The organism is Streptomyces sp. NBC_00354 (genome assembly GCF_036106915.1).
Taxonomy (GTDB): Bacteria; Actinomycetota; Actinomycetes; order Streptomycetales; family Streptomycetaceae; genus Streptomyces.
In genome coordinates this window covers 166,868-181,803 of record NZ_CP107984.1, presented here as the reverse complement: position 1 = coordinate 181,803, position 14,936 = coordinate 166,868, and the positions used below count along the sequence as shown (strand labels likewise).

Sequence of the window (14,936 nt, the reverse complement as noted above, 5' to 3'; positions counted from 1 at the left end):
TGTCCGGCGGGACTCCGGCGGCGTGTCAGCGGCGCGTCAGCGAAACGTGGGTGTGCCACGCATACTCGACCCCTTTGAACTGTGCCGCCGCCCGGCGAGCGCCGAGACGAGGGGGAGTGGATGAGCGTCGCCATGACCGTGGTCATCGCGCCCGGCTTCGCCCCGGCGCTGGACCTGCGCGGTCCCCTCGACCAGGACGCCCTCGCGGCGGCCCTCGCCGCGCTGCCCTCGGGCACCCACACCCTGCGCCGCCACACGGCGACGCACCACACCCTGCACCTGCCCCCGCAGCACTCCCCGGCCGGCACGGTGGCCGATCTGCTGACCGCCCCCCGAGCCCGGCCGCGGCAGACGCCCGCGCAGACGAAGGCGTCGCGGACCGCCTGGGAGAGCCTGGTCCCGGAGGAAGCGGGCGGGCAGGACGCCCCCGGCACCTTCGACAGCCCGGCCGTGCATCCCGCGGGCGGACTCCCCGCCAGCGCGCGCCAGCGCGACGTGCTCCTCGACGTCCTCGTCGGCAGGCCCGGCGCCGGCCTGCACGTCGAGCAGCTGCACTGGCGCTGGTACGGGCCGCTGGACACCGGGCGGTTCCACGCCGCCTGGCAGGCCGTCTTCCTGCAGGAGCCCGTGCTGCGGGCCGCGTTCACCGACCGCGCCCGCACGGACGGCCCCGGGACCGCCCCACGCGTCGCCGTCCACCGGCAGGGCTCACCGCAGCTCGTCCGCCACCACCACGGATCCGCCGACTGGCACTCCCTGCTGGTGAGCGAGCGGCTGCGCGCCTTCGACCTGCACCGGCCCGGGCTGCTGCGCATCGCGCTCCTGGACGAACAGGCCGGACCCGCCGGGCCGACCCGCATCCTCCTCACCTACCACCACGCCATGCTCGACGGCTGGAGCGTGCGCCTGCTGCTGCGCGCCTTCTACCGCGCCTACCTGGCCGAGGGGCGTACCACCGGCGGCGAGCGCCGCCCCGATGTGCGCGACCACCTGCGCTGGCTGGGCGACCAGGACCTCACCCCGCCCCGCGACTTCTGGTCCGCCGCCACGCCCCCGGCTGGCTCCCGCACCCTGCCCGGCCCGACCGCGGCCGGGCTGCCCGCCGGCGACAGGGCCCGCTGGGGCCACGGGCTCGCGCGCCAGCGGCTGACCCCGTACGAGGCCGCAAGGCTGCGTGACTGGGCCGCCGGGCTCGGCGCCACCGAGAGCACGGCGCTGCACGCGGCCTGGGCGCTGCTGCTGTACCGGGACGGCGGATCGGGCCCGGCGCCCGCGCCCGTCGCGTTCGGCATGGCCGTCTCGGGCCGCGGCATCGCCCTGGAGGGCGCCGCGAGCATCCCGGCCCCGCTGCGGGGCGCGCTGCCCGTCCACGTCGACGTGGACCCCAAGGCCCCGATGGAGCGGCTGCTGGCCGACCTGCGCGACCGGGCCCTGGGCGCGGCCGCGTACGAATGGGTCTCGGCGGGCCAGGTCCACCAGTGGAGCGGGCGGGCCGTCCCCGACGAACTCACGGACTCGGTCGTCGCCTTCGAGGCCCCGCAGGGCCCGCCGCCCGCCCCGGACGGCCGGGACCCGCTCTGGACCGACCTCGACGCCGAGGGAGTCCGGGTGGACCTCCCGCAGGCCGTGGGCCCGCACACGCCCCAGCCCATCGCCATCGGCGCGTACCACGACGCCGAGGGCGCCCTGCTGCTGACGGCGGTCAACGACCGGACCCGCATCGCGGATCCCGAAGCGGCCGCGGCGCTCGCCCGCACCGCGCGGCTGCTGCGCGAGTTCCCGGTGCTCGTCGACGGCACGACCGGCGTCGGGGAGGTCCTGCACATCTTGGACGGCCTGCCGGTGCCCGGGCCCGTGGCGCCCGCCCCGGTGCCGCCCGGCGGCGGTCTGCGCACGCTGCGCGCGGCCGCGCGGCCCGACGCCGGCACGATCCTGCTCGTACCGCCGCCGGCCGCGACCGAGGCCTGCTACGACGCCCTCGTACAGGCCTATCCGGGCCCGGAGGCGCTCACCACGGTCACCTCCCCGACCGATACGGCGGCCTGCCTGGCCGCGGTACGACCCGCGCTCGCGGCCGGCGAACCGCTGCTCCTCGGCTGCTTCTCCGGAGGCGGGAGCGTCGCGTACGAGGTGGCGCAGCGCATCGCCGCCCACGGCTGGCTGCCTCCGCTCGTGGCCATCGCGGGCACCGCGGACGGGAGTCCCGCCTCGGTACGCGACCTCGCGCGCACCCTTGAGGCTGCGGCCGGCCGGACCGGCTGAACGCGCCGGCCCACCCGGTGCGGGCTCCGCAGGGGGCCGGCGGCCCGAAAACCGAGGCCGTGGCGGCGCGTCGACCGGAGCGGCGCCCCGGTCCGGCCGCGCAGCCGTGGCACGCTCCGGTCCGTCGGCCCCGTGCCGTTCCTGCGGGATTTCTCGAGCGGCGTTCGAAGATTCCTTGAGCCCCACCGCGGACCGTGTGCACAGCAGTCGTCACCCCCGGGCAGCGGCACCCCGCTGCCCCACACCCCGAGCAGAGCCGAGGAGAGCGACCATGGTGACCTTCCTCAACAAGCCGACCGTGCACGGTGACACCGACGAGTGCCCTGCCCCGAAGGACCGCCGCGCGACCACGGAGGCGGTGCCCGGTGTCCGATGAGCGCTCCTCGGGCAGCCTGCTCGCAGGACCGGGTGCCGCGCCGCCGAGGGCCGCAGGACGCTCCTGCTCCGCTCCACGCCCGGCCGACCGGGCCGGCCCTGCGCCCGGTGCACCGGCGGGCGGGGCGGCGGACCAGGCCGTCCTGTTCACCGCTCACGGCCCGCTGCTGCCCGGCCTCGGCCGGGACCTCTACGGCACCTTCCGCGCCTTCTCCGCGGCGTGGAACGAGGTCGCCGAGGCTCTGGACCTCTGGCTGCCCCTGCCGCTGGCGGCCGTCGTGTTCGCCCCCCGCGAGGGGGTGGACGCCGCCCTGATCAGGGACGCCGCGTTCGCCCAGCCCGCCCTGTTCGCCTACCAGGTCGCCCTGTTCCGGGTATGGGAGACCTGGGGCATGGACGCGCGGGCCGTGGCCGGACACGCGGCGGGCGAGATCTCCGCGGCGTACCTGGCCGGCGTACTCGACCTGGACGACGCGGCGCGCCTCGTGGTCGCCCGCGGACGGCTCGCCCCCCGCGATGCACCGCACAAGACCCGCGCCGCCTCCGAGAAGCGGTTCCTCCGGGTGGCCAAGAGCTGCCGTATCAACGCGCCCGACCTCACCCTGATCTGCGCAACGACCGGCGACCTGCTCGGTCCCCGCACCGGTGAGCGGACCCTCACCGCCGAATACTTCCTGCGCCAGGCCCGTGCGACACCCTCGCCCGCGGCCGCGCAGAGTGCCCTCGAAGCCGCCGGATTCCACCGCAACCACCCCTGCGGACCCGACGCGCGCAGCACCGCCCTCGGCAGCGAAGTGGACTCCGTGCTGGCCTCCCTCGGCCGCCTCCACGACCACGGCCACCCGATCTCCTGGCCCAGGGTCTTCGCCGAGGCCACGCCGCCGGCCTGAGGCCCAGGGCTTCGCCTGCCGGAAGCCGCCGCCCCCGGCGGTTTCCGGCAACTTCCGTGCCCGGCTGCACGAAGGCTCGAGCGACTGTCGAGCGAACCCCGTGAGGCTAAGCAGCCTCGACACCCGTGCACACGGACGGACCAGCCCCGGACCACCAGCAACGGCGAGTCCCGCGACGAAGGAGCTGATCCCGCGACCATGGCCACCACCGAGATCCACGCGGACCCCGCCACCAGACATGCCGAGCCCATCGCCCCGCTGCGCCGCGCGGCGCGGCTCGAGGCGCAGCTCGGCGACCCCTACGACCCTGCCAACCCGCACGGTCTGGGCGCCCTCTTCGCCGCCGACGAGCGGCGCGAACCGCCCGAGGCCACCGAGCAGCTGCTCACCGAGGCCGGCCTCGGAGCCGAGTTCGTGCCCGCCGAGTACGGCGGCCGGCTCACCCGCGCCGACCACCTGGCCAAGGTGCTGCGCCCGGTCTTCCGCCGGGACCTCGCCCTCGGCTTCGGCTTCGGCATCACCTCGCTCTTCGCCACCTCCGCCGTCTGGGCGGCGGGCACCGAGGCCCAGCGCAGGTTCACCGCCGACATGCTGCTCGGCGGCGGCCGCGCCTCGATCGTCCACCACGAGATGGCGCACGCGAACGACATCCTGCGCGACGAGTTCACCGCCGGCGCCGCACCGGGCGGCGGCTACGAGCTCAACGGCCGCAAGGACGTCATCATCAACGCCGCCCGCGCACAGGCGTACGTCGTCTACGCGCGCACCGACCCGGCCCGCACCCCGTACAGCCACTCCGTGCTGCTCGTGGACCCGGCCGAACTCCGCGGCATCAACCACCTGCCCCGGGTCCCCACCACCGGCATGCGCGGCAACCTGTTCTCCGGGCTGGAGTTCACCGACTGCGCCGTCCCGGGCGATGCGCTCGTCGGCCGCCCCGGCGAAGGAGTGGCCCTCGCCCTGCGTACGTACCAGGTCAACCGCTGCGTCATCGCCTCGACGGCCGTCGCGGCCGTCGACACCGTCCTGCACTCCGCCGTACGGGCCGCGACCACCGGCCGCAGCCGTCCCCTGGCCCGCCGCTGGCACAAGCCGCTCGCCGGGGTCTTCGCCGACATGCTCGCCTGCGACAGCATGGCCACCGTCGCCCTGCGCGCCCTGAGCCTGCTGCCCGATCGCACCCACGTGCTCGCCGCCGCCGTCAAGTACGTGGTCCCCGACCTGCTGCGGGAGGACCTCGAGGAACTCGCCACCGTCCTCGGCTCCCGCGGCTACCAGCGCGGCACCGCCGCGTACGGCGCCCTCGACAAGCTCGGACGCGACCTGCCCGTGGCCGGCCTCGGGCACGCGGGCACCGCCGCCTGCCAGGCCGTGATCGTCCCCCAGCTGCGCACCCTCGCCGAACGCGCGTGGTTCCGCGAGGAGGAGCCGCCGCCCGAGCTGTTCCGCACCGGAGCCGCGCTGCCCGCCCTCGACTACCGGCTGCTCGGCATCGCCGACGGCGGCGACTTCCTCGCCGCCTCACTCGTCGAGTCCGCCGCGCGGCTGGCCGGGGTACGCGGGGTCGGGGGCCAGCTGGCCGTCCTCGCCGACCTCGCCGAGGGGTTCGTCACCGAACTGCGCGCCCTGCGCGAACGCTGCCGGGCCATCCCCGCCCACGGCACCCCCGCGGCCCTGTCCGACCCCGCCCTGTGCGTGCTCAGCGACCGCTACGCCCTGGTCCTCGCAGCCGCCTCGGTCCTCGGCACCTGGGAGGGCCAGGACGGCAGCGATCCCTTCCTGGCCGCCCCCGCCTGGGCGGTGCTCGCGCTCTCCCGGCTCGGAGGCCGGCTCGGCATCCCGGTGCCGGATCTGCCCGACGGCTGCCTCGAGCAGGTGCTGGAGGAGCTGATGCGCCGCTACCGCTCGGGCCGCAGCTGCGACCTCGACGCGACGGAACTCGCGCAGTGACCCAGCCGCCCCGGCACGGCAGCCCGGCATCATGTGCGTTTCCCGTTCAGCACATCCAGCACATCCAGCACCAGGGAAGGACAGCCCGATGACGGACGACGCGCAGCGCATCACCACTCCGGTCCACGTCACCGGGCCGGCCGGTCCCTGGCAGGAGGTGGAGGACGGCATGGCGTTGCGCGGGAACGCCTCGGTGTTCACCACCTGGGGCGAGTGGCTCACCGCGGCGCTCGCGGAACCCGCGCTGCGCCCGCTGCTCGGCCGGGACTGGCTGCGCTACCGGCAGACCGTCGACCCGACGATCCGGTACCGCTTCGTCGCCTCCCGGCTGGCGGTCAAGTACACGGCGGCGGCCGCGCTCGGCGTCGACCCCGCCGACCTGGATCTCGCGTACAAGATCGGCGGCCGTCCGTACCTGCGCGGCTTCGACCAGATCGACGTCAGCCTGACCCACACCGACGACCTGATCGCCGTGGGCATCAGCCGCACCGGCAGGATCGGCATCGACACCGAACCCGCCGACCGCAGGCTCTCCTTGCGCCTCCTGCAGGACCAGGTGCTGACCGCCGGCGAGCAGGCCGAACTCGCGGCGCTGCCCGAGGCGGAGCAGTCCGCGGCGATGCTGCGGCTGTGGACCCTGAAGGAGGCCTACACCAAGGCGCTCGGCCAGGGACTGCGGCTGGGCTTCTCCGAGTTCGGCTTCGAGACCGGCAGCGGGGGCGACGCGGGCCTGCTCGCCCCGGACGGCACCCCCGCGGCCCGCGGGGAGTGGGCGTTCGGCACGTACCCGGTGCTCGACCGCTACCTGGTCAGCATCGCCTGCCACGACACCGGCCTGGGCGCCTCGCGCGACACCGCCGTCTCCACGATGCTCGACGAGGGCTTCCTGACGACGGTGGCAGGCCTCCTCAACCGGGCCTGACCGCTGGGCCGTCCAGCGGCACCACCGCTGCCACACCGCCGCTGTAGGCGGGGCCGAGTTCTCCGGAGGAGAGTCGGTCTTGCGGCCGGCCACCGGTCAACCCCCCGGCCGGGAGCATGCCGCTCCTCTTGCCCCGCTGCCCGAACACCCACGCCCCGGCAGCGGGGCACAGGCATGTCCGGCCCCCGCCCCGCCTGCGGCGCGAGCGGCCCCGTACGGAACTCGAGCCGGGCTGTAGCACCGCGGTCGATGCTGGACGACGCGACACCGGCCGGACCCGGTGCCTCTGTGTCGAAAGGGCCCGTATGAGCATCGTCGAGGAAAGACCACTGGAGAGCGTGCTCGCACCGGACGACGGGCTCATTGCTTCGCCGTCCGCCCGTCACCACGAGGACGGCGTCCGCTTCGCGTCCCTGCGCGAGCGCACGGCGGAACTGCACGCCGTACGCGCGCTGGCCGAGGCCGGCCCCGGCGAACGAGCCACCGCGGCCCAGCACGCCAAGGGCAAGCTGACCGCCCGCGAGCGCATCGAGCTCCTGTTCGACGAAGGTACGTTCAACGAGGTCGAGCAGCTCCGCCGGCACCGCGCCACCGGCTTCGGCCTGGAGGACAAGAAGCCCTACACCGACGGAGTCGTCACCGGCTGGGGCAAGGTCCACGGCCGTAAGGTCTTCGCGTACGCCCACGACTTCCGCATCTTCGGCGGCGCGCTGGGCGAGGCCCACGCCGAGAAGATCCACAAGCTGATGGACCTGGCCGAGGGGGTCGGGGCCCCGGTCGTGGGCCTGTGCGACGGCGCCGGCGCCCGCATCCAGGAAGGCGTCACCGCGCTCGCCGGGTACGGCGGCATCTTCCAGCGCAACGTCCGCAACTCCGGGGTCATCCCGCAGATCTCCGTCATCCTCGGCCCCTGCGCAGGCGGCGCCGCCTACTCGCCCGCCCTCACGGACTTCGTCTTCATGGTCCGCGGCACCTCGCAGATGTTCATCACCGGCTCCGATGTCGTCCAGGCGGTCACCGGTGAATCCGTCACGATGGAGGACCTCGGCGGCGCCGACCGCCACGTCGGGGCCTCGGGCGTGGCCGCGTTCGCGTACGACGACGAGCAGAGCTGCCTCGAGGACGTACGCCACCTGCTGTCCCTGCTGCCCTCCAACAACCGCGAACCCGCCCCCGCGGGCGACCTCGAGGACCCGGTGGACCGGCGCTGCGAGCGCCTGTTCGACCTGGTCCCGGGCAAGCCCACGCAGAGCTACGACATCCGCGACGTCATCGAGGAGATCGCCGACCACGGGGACTACTTCGAGGTCCACGCCCAGTGGGCCCGGAACGTCGTCTGCGCCCTGACCCGCCTCGGCGGCCAGGTCGTCGGCGTCGTCGCCAACCAGCCGGCCCACCTCGCGGGCGTCCTCGACATCCACGCGTCCGAGAAGGCGGCCCGCTTCGTCCAGTTCTGCGACTCGTTCAGCATTCCGCTGGTCACCCTGATCGACGTACCCGGCTTCCTGCCCGGCGTCGACCAGGAGCACAACGGCATCATCCGGCACGGCGCGAAGCTCCTGTACGCGTACTGCAACGCCACCGTGCCGCGCATCAGCCTCATCCTGCGCAAGGCCTACGGCGGTGCCTACATCGTCATGGACTCCCGCTCCATCGGCGCGGACGTCGCCCTGGCCTGGCCCTCGAACGAGATCGCCGTCATGGGCGCGGAAGGCGCGGCCAGCGTCATCTTCCGCCGCGAGATCAACGCCTCCGACGACCCCGAGGCCACCCGCGCGCAGAAGATCAAGGAGTACCAGGCCGAGCTGATGCACCCGTACTACGCGGCCGAACGCGGCCTCGTCGACGATGTCATCGACCCGGCCGAGACCCGTACGCGCCTCATCTCCACCCTCGACATGCTGCGCACCAAGCACGCCCAGCTGCCGAGCCGCAAGCACGGGAACGTTCCGCTGTGACCGCCGACGACAGGACCGCCCTGGCACTGGCGGCGATGCGCATCACCAAGGGCAACCCGACGGCGGAGGACGTCGCGGCCCTGGCCGTGCTCCTCGCCTCCCGGATCGGGCTGCGGCACGAGGCGCAGGCCACAGAGGCGGCACCGGCACGCTCACAGGCGGAGGCCCAGGTGGAGAAGCTGCCCCTGCGCCCCCGGCCGTCCTTCATCGCGCCGGGCGCCTGGGCCTCGTAGGTTCTTCCCCATCCCCATCCCCACCGCCCCCGATCAGCGCGGCGATGCCGTCCAGGATCCGCTCGAGCCCGAACTCGAGCGGATCGTCGCCGTGCGGGGTGAAGGCCCCTCCGGCGATGGCCGCGGTCAGCGCCGGGAACCGGTCGCCGTGCCGTTTCCACACGTCCGCCGTGAGCCGGTTCCACTCCTGACGGCCTTCCTCGTCGTCGTCGACGAGCTGCTGCGCCAGGTTGCGGACGTGCCCGACGACGAGCAGGAAGGCCGCGTGCTGCTGTGCGTACGGGAGCCCCGTCCCTGACAGCGCGGCCAAGGCGGAGTCGAGCCAGGCCAGCTGACGGGGCCCCATGAGCTGCCGGCGCATCCCGGTGGCGGCCACCATCCACGGCCGGCGCCGGTACTGCTCCCAGCACGCGCGCGCCCACGCGTCCAGCTGCGGACGCCAGCCCCCCGGCACGCCGGCGACGTCGGGAGCCGGTCCGAAGGCGGCGTCGACCATCAGGTCGAGCAGTTCGGCCTTGCCGGGGACGTAGCGGTACAGCGCCATGGTGGTCACGCCCAGGCGCGCGGCGACGCTCTGCATGGACAGCGCGTCCAGCCCCTCCGCATCGGCGATGGCGAGGGCGCTGTCCACGATGCGCTCGACGCTCAGCGAGGGCTTCGGGCCGCGCTTGGGCTGCCCCTGCTCGCCCCACAGGAGCGCCAGGCTGACCGCCGGATCGCGCTTCTCGTCCCTGCTCCTGGCCATGCGGCCCCCCTTCTCGCATCGCTGCGTACCGGACCCGTTGACGGCACATCCTGGAACTGTGTATAACATAAACGAAATCGCTTACTGCATACACAGTTCTCTCGCAGTCCAGAGGAGTCGCCATGCTCGCCACCGTCCTCGCCACCTCCGCCGTCCTCCTCGCGACGCCCGTCGCCGGCCTGCTGGGCCACCGCGCCGTGCGCCGCGCCGGCAACGCCCGGCTCCTGCGCATCGACAGCCCGGGAGGCATCGACGAACAGCGCTTCGTCCGGATCGGCGGCATCGAGCAGTGGATCTCGATCCGCGGCGAGGACACGGCCAATCCGGTGGTGGTCGAGATCCACGGCGGACCCGGCGCCTCCCACTCGATCTTCGCCGCGCGCACCCGGTCCTGGGAGAAGCACTTCACGGTCGTGCGCTGGGACATGCGCGGCGCGGGCAAGACCTTCGGCCGCTCCGGCCCCGCAGGCCAGGGCGAGATGAACTTCGCCCGGCTGTACGAGGACGCCCTCGAGGTCACCCGGTACGCCCGCGAGCGGCTCGGCGCCGACCGGGTCGTCCTGGTCGCGAGCTCGCTCGGCAGCGTCTTCGGGCTGCGGCTGGCCCGCAGCCACCCCGAGCTGTACTCCGCCTACGTCGGTACCGACCAGAACATCCTGGACGCCGGCCGCGACACCTCCGTCCACGAGGCACTCCTGGCCCGGCTGCGCGCCGCCGGCAAGCACAAGGACGCCGCCGCGGTGGCGGAGATGGGCGGCGACCCGCACCGCCTGACCGCCGAACAGCGGGCCACGTACGACAAGCTGACCGTGGCCTCCGATCCCCTGACGCTCGACACCCTCAAGAAGGTCGTGCTGGGGTCGCTGTGGTTCTCGCCGCTGCACTCGCTGCGCGAGCTGGGGCAGTACTTCGCGGGCATGAAGTTCTCCGCGCAGCTCACCCCGGCCCTGGCCGCGTTCGACGACCGGGCCGACGGCACCCGCTTCGAGCTGCCGTTCTTCGTCTTCCAGGGCGACCGGGACGTCATCACCCCGGCCGGCCGCGCCAGGGCGTTCTTCGACGAGGTCGAGGCCCCGGCCAAGGAGTTCGCGCTGATCGAGGACGCGAGCCACTTCGCGTCGTTCCGCCATCCGGACCGCTTCCTGCACCTGATGCTGACCCGGGTCCGCCCGGTGGCGGCCGAGGCTGCGCGGGCCTGACCCGCCGCCCCCCGATGATCGACCGGAGCCCGGCCGCCACCCGCCGGCCTACCAGGGCAGCGGAAGGCCGTCGCGGAAGAATCCGCCGGTGGGCCCGGAGTCCGGGAGGGTGGCGGCCCAGACGATCCCCGCCGCCCCCTCCCGTACGGGACGGCCGCCCGGGCCGCCCATGTCGGTCGCGACCCAGCCGGGGCAGACGGAGTTCACCAGGATCCCCTCGCCGCGCAGCTCGGCCGAGAGCATGCGGGTGAGGGCGTTCAGGGCGGCCTTGGAGGTGGTGTAGGCAGGGGTCCCGCCGCCCATGCTCGTCAAGGACGCGGCTTCGCTGCTGACATTGACGATCCGCCCGTGCCGGCCGGCCCGCAGCAGCGGGAGGAAGGCCTGCGTGGTGCGCCAGGGACCGTACAGGTTGGTGTCGGCGGCCTCGGCGACCATGCCGAGGTCGGCCGTCGCGGCGCGCTGCCAGGTGTCGTACGCGATGGCCGCGTTGTTGACCAGGACGTCGAGCCGCCCGAAGCGTTCGCGCGTCTCGCGCGCGGCCTGCTCGGCACTCGCCCGGTCCCGTACGTCGAGGGCCACCGGGTGGACGTCACCTCCCCCGGCGCGGAGCTCCGCCGCGGCCTCCTCGGCAGCGGGCAGGGAACGAGCGGTCAGCAGGACGGTGTGCCCGAGCGCGCCGAGCTGCCGGCACACTTCCCGTCCGATGCCCCTGTTGCCGCCGGTGACCAAGGAGACGGTCCGCTCGCCACCCGTCATGCCGCTCCTGCCTCTGTTCAGCCGTTCCTGTCTCTCTTCAGGGGGTCACAGTCCGAGGGAGATGGCCAGTCGGGTCAGTTCGGCGGTGCTGTTGATGCCCAGCTTGGCGCGGATGCGGCGGAGGTAGGCGTCGACGGTGTGCTTGGAGAGTCCCATGTGGCGGGCCGTCTGCAGGTAGGTGTGGCCGGCGGCGATGTGTCCCAGTGCCTCCTGCTCGCGGGGGGCGAGGGCAAGGGCGGTGGTCTCGGTCTGCGGGGTGGTGAGGGTGAGGCTCATGGGATTTCCCTCCGACGGATCGGATCGGTCATCTCTGCTCGCGCCCTCGGAAGCAGGTGGACATGTAATCGAATGTCCGGTTTGTCCTGCTTAAAATCCTGCGCCCGCACCTTCACGACGGTGTCCGCCGACTGTCACAGGCGTGTGACAGGGCCCGCCTGCAGTGCGGCGCCGAGCATCGCGCGCAGGAGATCGGTCTCCGGGAGCAGCGTGGCCTCGATCCGGTCGTCGGTGCAGCCGGCCAGGGTGAGCTCCTGGATGCGCCGGAACAGCAGGCGGTCTGCTGCGGCGATCAGGGCGGCGGCGGCCCGGGGTGCGATGGCCGGGGCGTGGTCCGGGGCCGCGGCCGTCAGGGCTGCGGCGAGTGCCTCCTCCCGCTGGTCGTGCAATTCGCGCACCCGGGCGGTGAGGGTGGGGCTGTCGGCGACCATGCGGGCGAAGGCGGGGCCGGTGAATCCGACCACGGGGCTGTGCTCCAGCAGGGCGGTGCGGAACGTCCGGCCCAGGGCGGTGAGCGGCTCTTCTCCGGGCCCGCGTTCGGCGACGGTCCGGGCCAGGCCCTCGGTGAACGCCTCGTGGTGGTCGAGGGCGAGGTCTTCCTTGCGGGGGAAGTAGTTGGTCACCGTCTTCTTGGCCACGCGTGCCGCGGTGGCGATCTCGGCGATGGTGGTCTGCTCGAAGCCCTGCTCGATGAAGAGCCTGGTCGCGCAGTCGGAGATCAGCTGCCTGGTCTCCTGCTTCTTGGACTCACGGAGCCCGATCTCGGTAGCCATGGGGAAATCTTACATCCATAGCAAAATTACGCTTGACCGATCGAAGTGGTCCAGCATAAAGTTACGTCCGTCGCAAAATTACCCCGATTGAACGGAACTGGATGCGCAAGCTCACCTACTTCGTCGGCGCCAGCATCGACGGCTTCATCGCCGCCCCCGACGGCGGCTTCGACTTCCTCATGGCGCACGTCACCGAGGACTACGTCCCGCACCTGGCCGCCGAGTACGCGGACACCCTCCCGACCGCGGGCCGCGCCGCCCTCGGTGTCGCGCAGGACGTGCCGAACACCCGCTTCGACACCGTGCTCATGGGCCGCGCCACCTACGCCCCGGGCGTGCCCGCCGGTCTCACCAGCCCGTACGCCCACCTGCGGCAGATCGTGCTCTCCCGCTCGCTCACCACCAGCCCGGACCCGGCCGTCGAGGTGACCGCCGAGGACCCGGTCGCCCTGGTCCGCAAGCTCAAGCAGGAGGACGGGCTCGGGATCTGGCTCTGCGGCGGCGCCGACCTGGCCGGCCAGCTGCTCCCCGAGATCGACGAGCTGATCGTCAAGCAGTACCCGGTCGTGGCCGGCAGCGGCATCCCGCTCTTCCGCTCCGACTTCTCGCCGCACACCTTCCGCCTCACGGACAGCCATGTGTTCGAGGGCGGCAACCTCATCCTCACGTACACGAAGGCCGCCGACGAGAGCAGCGCCGGCTGAGCACCCGTACACGCGATGCAGCGCCCGGACCCGGCGCGGCCAACCCGACAGGAGACACCTTGAACGTGACCGCCTCCACCCTGTCCCTCACCGTCGCCGACGTGGCCGCCTCCCGCGACTTCTTCTGCACGCACCTCGGCTATGCGGTCGCCATGGCCGCCGACGGCTTCGCGTCCCTGACCCGCGGCGACGATGCCGCCGACATCGTGCTGCTGCGCCGCGGCAGCGAAGTGCTGCCGCCCGAGCAGCGTGACCGGCAGGCCACGGGCCTGATCTTCGCGCTCACCGTCGCCGGCATCGAAGCCGAGGAGCGGCGCCTGCGCGAGGCCGGAGCCCCGGTCACCATGCCGCTGCGCGAAGAACCCTGGGGCGAGCGGCTGTTCCAGCTGACCGACCCGAACGGAATCGTCGTCCAGCTCGTCGAATGGGCCACCCCCGACGAGTCCGCACAGACCGAGGAGGACCCCGCCATGCTCGTGATCACCCCCACCGCCGAGAACGTCACCGAGTCCCCGAACGCCCGTATGACCGGCCTGGCCGCTCCCAGCCGAGGGAGTACGGAACTCAGCACCTGGACCGTCGCGATGGAGGCCGGCCGCAGCGGCCCCGAGCACTCCGTCAGCCGTGAACAGGTCTGGACGGTGACCGCAGGCGTCCTCGAGGTCACGTGCGGAGGCCGCACCGAGAAGATCGCCGCCGGCCAGACCCTCGTCCTGCCGCCGGAAGCGCTCCGTCAGGTCCACGCCCCGCAGGCGGCCGAGGCCCACGTCGCCATGCGCGCGGACGGCGTGGTCTCCGTGCCCGGCACCGAAGGCACCCGCGAACTGCCCTGGGCCCGGTGACAGCCCGCTGCCGGACCGGCCCCTTGAGGCACATCCGCCGCCGGCGGGAGTGCTTGAGGAGTATTTGAAGGATGCTCGATCCGCGCCTCAAAGACTGTCCGTACCGAGTACGGATTCCCTGGAGGCCTGGATCATGACCGTCGAGATGGTGTCCACTGCCGAACGTACGCTCCAGGGCCAGGAGTTCGCCGCCCTGTACGCGCAGGCGCAGCAGTTCTACGCCCTCCAGATGCAGATCCTCGACGCGCACGACACCGAGCGCTGGGCGGGCACCTTCACCGAGGACGCCGTCCTCGAACTGCCTTCCCTGGCCGACCCGGTGCCTGCCCGCACCGGGCTCGCCCGCTACGAGCGCGCCGGCGCGGCCGCGCAACGGCGCTCCGGCAGCCCCCTCGGCCACTGGGTCGGCATGCTCGACGTACAGCCCCGGGCGGACGGATCGCTGCACACCCGCTGCTCGGCCCTGGTGTACGCCACGCCGGCCGGAGGCAGCTCCAAGGTCCTGTACGTGTGCGTCATGGAGGACGTCCTGGTCCGCAGCCGCGGCGAGTGGCGCATCGCGCACCGCCGGGTGATCCGCGACGACCTGGCCTGAGCCACTGTCGTGACACGGAGTCGAGGCCACCGCCGGACAGGCGGTGGCCTCGCCGTGCTGCTGCGCGGCCGGCGACGGTCCCCGCCCGGATATCAGGGCAGGCTGGTGAACGCGGCGAAGACGTCGTCGAGTTCGTGCGTGTGCACGGTGAGCGACTCCGAGGTGATCGCTGCCGCGTCGAGGATCGCGAGCACGGTCCGCAGGGTCTCGATGCCGGCGTCGGCGGGGATCCGGAGGGTGAGCGTCGCCGGGTCGCTCCACGCCTCCCCGAGGCCCGGGCTCGATCCGGCGCCGAACGCGGCGGCGGCACGTTCGAGCGCGATCCCATCGGCGAACCGCAGGCGGACGAGTCCGTCGGGCGGACCGTTGCGGGGCGGGCCGTTCCGGGGCGGGCCGGAGGGGGGCGGGACCACCGTGAGCTCCCGAGGTGTGCGTGTCACCGGCGGTGCCCTCCCC

The 14,936-nt window shown here is 73.3% G+C and carries 15 protein-coding genes; 10 read left to right on the top strand and 5 right to left on the bottom strand.

The genetic code is table 11. The features are described 5' to 3' along the window. Window positions 1-120: 120 nt before the first annotated feature. The 6 genes from OHT74_RS41615 (at window position 121) to OHT74_RS41590 (ending at window position 8,590) form a co-directional block, all read left to right on the top strand. Entirely contained in the window at window positions 121-2,262 is a 2,142-nt protein-coding gene (locus OHT74_RS41615; RefSeq protein ID WP_328623591.1) for a condensation domain-containing protein, read from the top strand. A 365-nt stretch (window positions 2,263-2,627) separates the two neighbouring features. Beyond that, entirely contained in the window at window positions 2,628-3,527 is a 900-nt protein-coding gene (locus OHT74_RS41610; protein ID WP_328623590.1) for an acyltransferase domain-containing protein, read from the top strand. A gap of 198 nt (window positions 3,528-3,725) precedes the next feature. Then, window positions 3,726-5,477 (top strand): acyl-CoA dehydrogenase, encoded by a 1,752-nt coding sequence (locus OHT74_RS41605; RefSeq protein ID WP_266674275.1) that lies wholly within the window; start codon window positions 3,726-3,728, stop codon window positions 5,475-5,477. A gap of 88 nt (window positions 5,478-5,565) precedes the next feature. After that, window positions 5,566-6,399 (top strand): 4'-phosphopantetheinyl transferase family protein, encoded by an 834-nt coding sequence (locus OHT74_RS41600; protein ID WP_266674277.1) that lies wholly within the window; start codon window positions 5,566-5,568, stop codon window positions 6,397-6,399. Between the two features lie 305 nt (window positions 6,400-6,704). Further along, window positions 6,705-8,357 (top strand): acyl-CoA carboxylase subunit beta, encoded by a 1,653-nt coding sequence (locus OHT74_RS41595; protein ID WP_266674279.1) that lies wholly within the window; start codon window positions 6,705-6,707, stop codon window positions 8,355-8,357. Continuing rightward, window positions 8,354-8,590 carry an acyl-CoA carboxylase subunit epsilon gene (locus OHT74_RS41590; protein WP_328623589.1) on the top strand — a complete coding sequence of 79 codons (237 nt, stop codon included), beginning with the start codon at window positions 8,354-8,356 and terminating at the stop codon, window positions 8,588-8,590. Before OHT74_RS41595 ends, OHT74_RS41590 begins: the two co-directional genes overlap by 4 nt. Here the strand turns inward: OHT74_RS41590 and OHT74_RS41585 are convergent. Then, a complete protein-coding gene (locus tag OHT74_RS41585; protein ID WP_266674283.1) occupies window positions 8,562-9,335 on the bottom strand; it encodes a TetR/AcrR family transcriptional regulator in 774 nt (257 codons plus the stop codon). The two genes, OHT74_RS41590 and OHT74_RS41585, sit on opposite strands and share 29 nt — an antisense overlap. A 122-nt stretch (window positions 9,336-9,457) precedes the next feature. On the opposite strand from OHT74_RS41585, the gene OHT74_RS41580 reads away from it, so the two are divergent. Beyond that, complete coding sequence (locus tag OHT74_RS41580) at window positions 9,458-10,534, top strand: alpha/beta fold hydrolase (protein WP_328623588.1); 1,077 nt, start codon at window positions 9,458-9,460, stop codon at window positions 10,532-10,534. 48 nt (window positions 10,535-10,582) lie between these two features. Here the strand turns inward: OHT74_RS41580 and OHT74_RS41575 are convergent, their stop codons facing one another. The 3 genes from OHT74_RS41575 to OHT74_RS41565 form a co-directional block, all read right to left on the bottom strand. Further along, entirely contained in the window at window positions 10,583-11,290 is a 708-nt protein-coding gene (locus OHT74_RS41575; RefSeq protein ID WP_328623587.1) for an SDR family oxidoreductase, read from the bottom strand. A gap of 45 nt (window positions 11,291-11,335) precedes the next feature. Continuing rightward, on the bottom strand, window positions 11,336-11,566 hold the full coding sequence (locus OHT74_RS41570; RefSeq protein WP_328623586.1) for a response regulator transcription factor: 231 nt from the start codon (window positions 11,564-11,566) through the stop codon (window positions 11,336-11,338). 134 nt (window positions 11,567-11,700) lie between these two features. Then, the gene (locus tag OHT74_RS41565; RefSeq protein ID WP_266674288.1) at window positions 11,701-12,339 is read right to left on the bottom strand and encodes a TetR/AcrR family transcriptional regulator; all 639 of its coding nucleotides are present in this window, start codon (window positions 12,337-12,339) and stop codon (window positions 11,701-11,703) included. A 101-nt stretch (window positions 12,340-12,440) separates the two neighbouring features. Between OHT74_RS41565 and OHT74_RS41560 the strand changes: the two genes are divergently transcribed. The 3 genes from OHT74_RS41560 (at window position 12,441) to OHT74_RS41550 (ending at window position 14,480) form a co-directional block, all read left to right on the top strand. Then, window positions 12,441-13,043, top strand: coding sequence for a dihydrofolate reductase family protein (locus tag OHT74_RS41560; RefSeq protein ID WP_266674290.1), 603 nt, complete (start codon window positions 12,441-12,443; stop codon window positions 13,041-13,043). A gap of 65 nt (window positions 13,044-13,108) precedes the next feature. Then, a complete protein-coding gene (locus tag OHT74_RS41555) occupies window positions 13,109-13,885 on the top strand; it encodes a VOC family protein (protein ID WP_267003556.1) in 777 nt (258 codons plus the stop codon). Window positions 13,886-14,018: 133 nt separating this feature from the next. Further along, window positions 14,019-14,480 (top strand): nuclear transport factor 2 family protein, encoded by a 462-nt coding sequence (locus OHT74_RS41550; protein ID WP_266674292.1) that lies wholly within the window; start codon window positions 14,019-14,021, stop codon window positions 14,478-14,480. Window positions 14,481-14,572: 92 nt separating this feature from the next. On the opposite strand, the gene OHT74_RS41545 is transcribed toward OHT74_RS41550, so the two are convergent. Beyond that, entirely contained in the window at window positions 14,573-14,920 is a 348-nt protein-coding gene (locus OHT74_RS41545) for a hypothetical protein (RefSeq protein ID WP_328623585.1), read from the bottom strand. Between the last annotated feature and the right edge of the window lie 16 nt (window positions 14,921-14,936).

Excerpts from the sequence above, each read along its gene's own strand:
- OHT74_RS41615 (WP_328623591.1), top strand. The coding sequence starts at position 121 with ATGAGCGTCGCCATGACCGTGGTCATCGCGCCCGGCTTCGCCCCGGCG.
- OHT74_RS41605 (WP_266674275.1), top strand. The coding sequence starts at position 3,726 with ATGGCCACCACCGAGATCCACGCGGACCCCGCCACCAGACATGCCGAG.
- OHT74_RS41600 (WP_266674277.1), top strand. The coding sequence starts at position 5,566 with ATGACGGACGACGCGCAGCGCATCACCACTCCGGTCCACGTCACCGGG.
- OHT74_RS41595 (WP_266674279.1), top strand. The coding sequence starts at position 6,705 with ATGAGCATCGTCGAGGAAAGACCACTGGAGAGCGTGCTCGCACCGGAC.
- OHT74_RS41585 (WP_266674283.1), bottom strand. The coding sequence starts at position 9,335 with ATGGCCAGGAGCAGGGACGAGAAGCGCGATCCGGCGGTCAGCCTGGCG.
- OHT74_RS41580 (WP_328623588.1), top strand. The coding sequence starts at position 9,458 with ATGCTCGCCACCGTCCTCGCCACCTCCGCCGTCCTCCTCGCGACGCCC.
- OHT74_RS41575 (WP_328623587.1), bottom strand. The coding sequence starts at position 11,290 with ATGACGGGTGGCGAGCGGACCGTCTCCTTGGTCACCGGCGGCAACAGG.
- OHT74_RS41570 (WP_328623586.1), bottom strand. The coding sequence starts at position 11,566 with ATGAGCCTCACCCTCACCACCCCGCAGACCGAGACCACCGCCCTTGCC.
- OHT74_RS41565 (WP_266674288.1), bottom strand. The coding sequence starts at position 12,339 with ATGGCTACCGAGATCGGGCTCCGTGAGTCCAAGAAGCAGGAGACCAGG.
- OHT74_RS41560 (WP_266674290.1), top strand. The coding sequence starts at position 12,441 with ATGCGCAAGCTCACCTACTTCGTCGGCGCCAGCATCGACGGCTTCATC.
- OHT74_RS41550 (WP_266674292.1), top strand. The coding sequence starts at position 14,019 with ATGACCGTCGAGATGGTGTCCACTGCCGAACGTACGCTCCAGGGCCAG.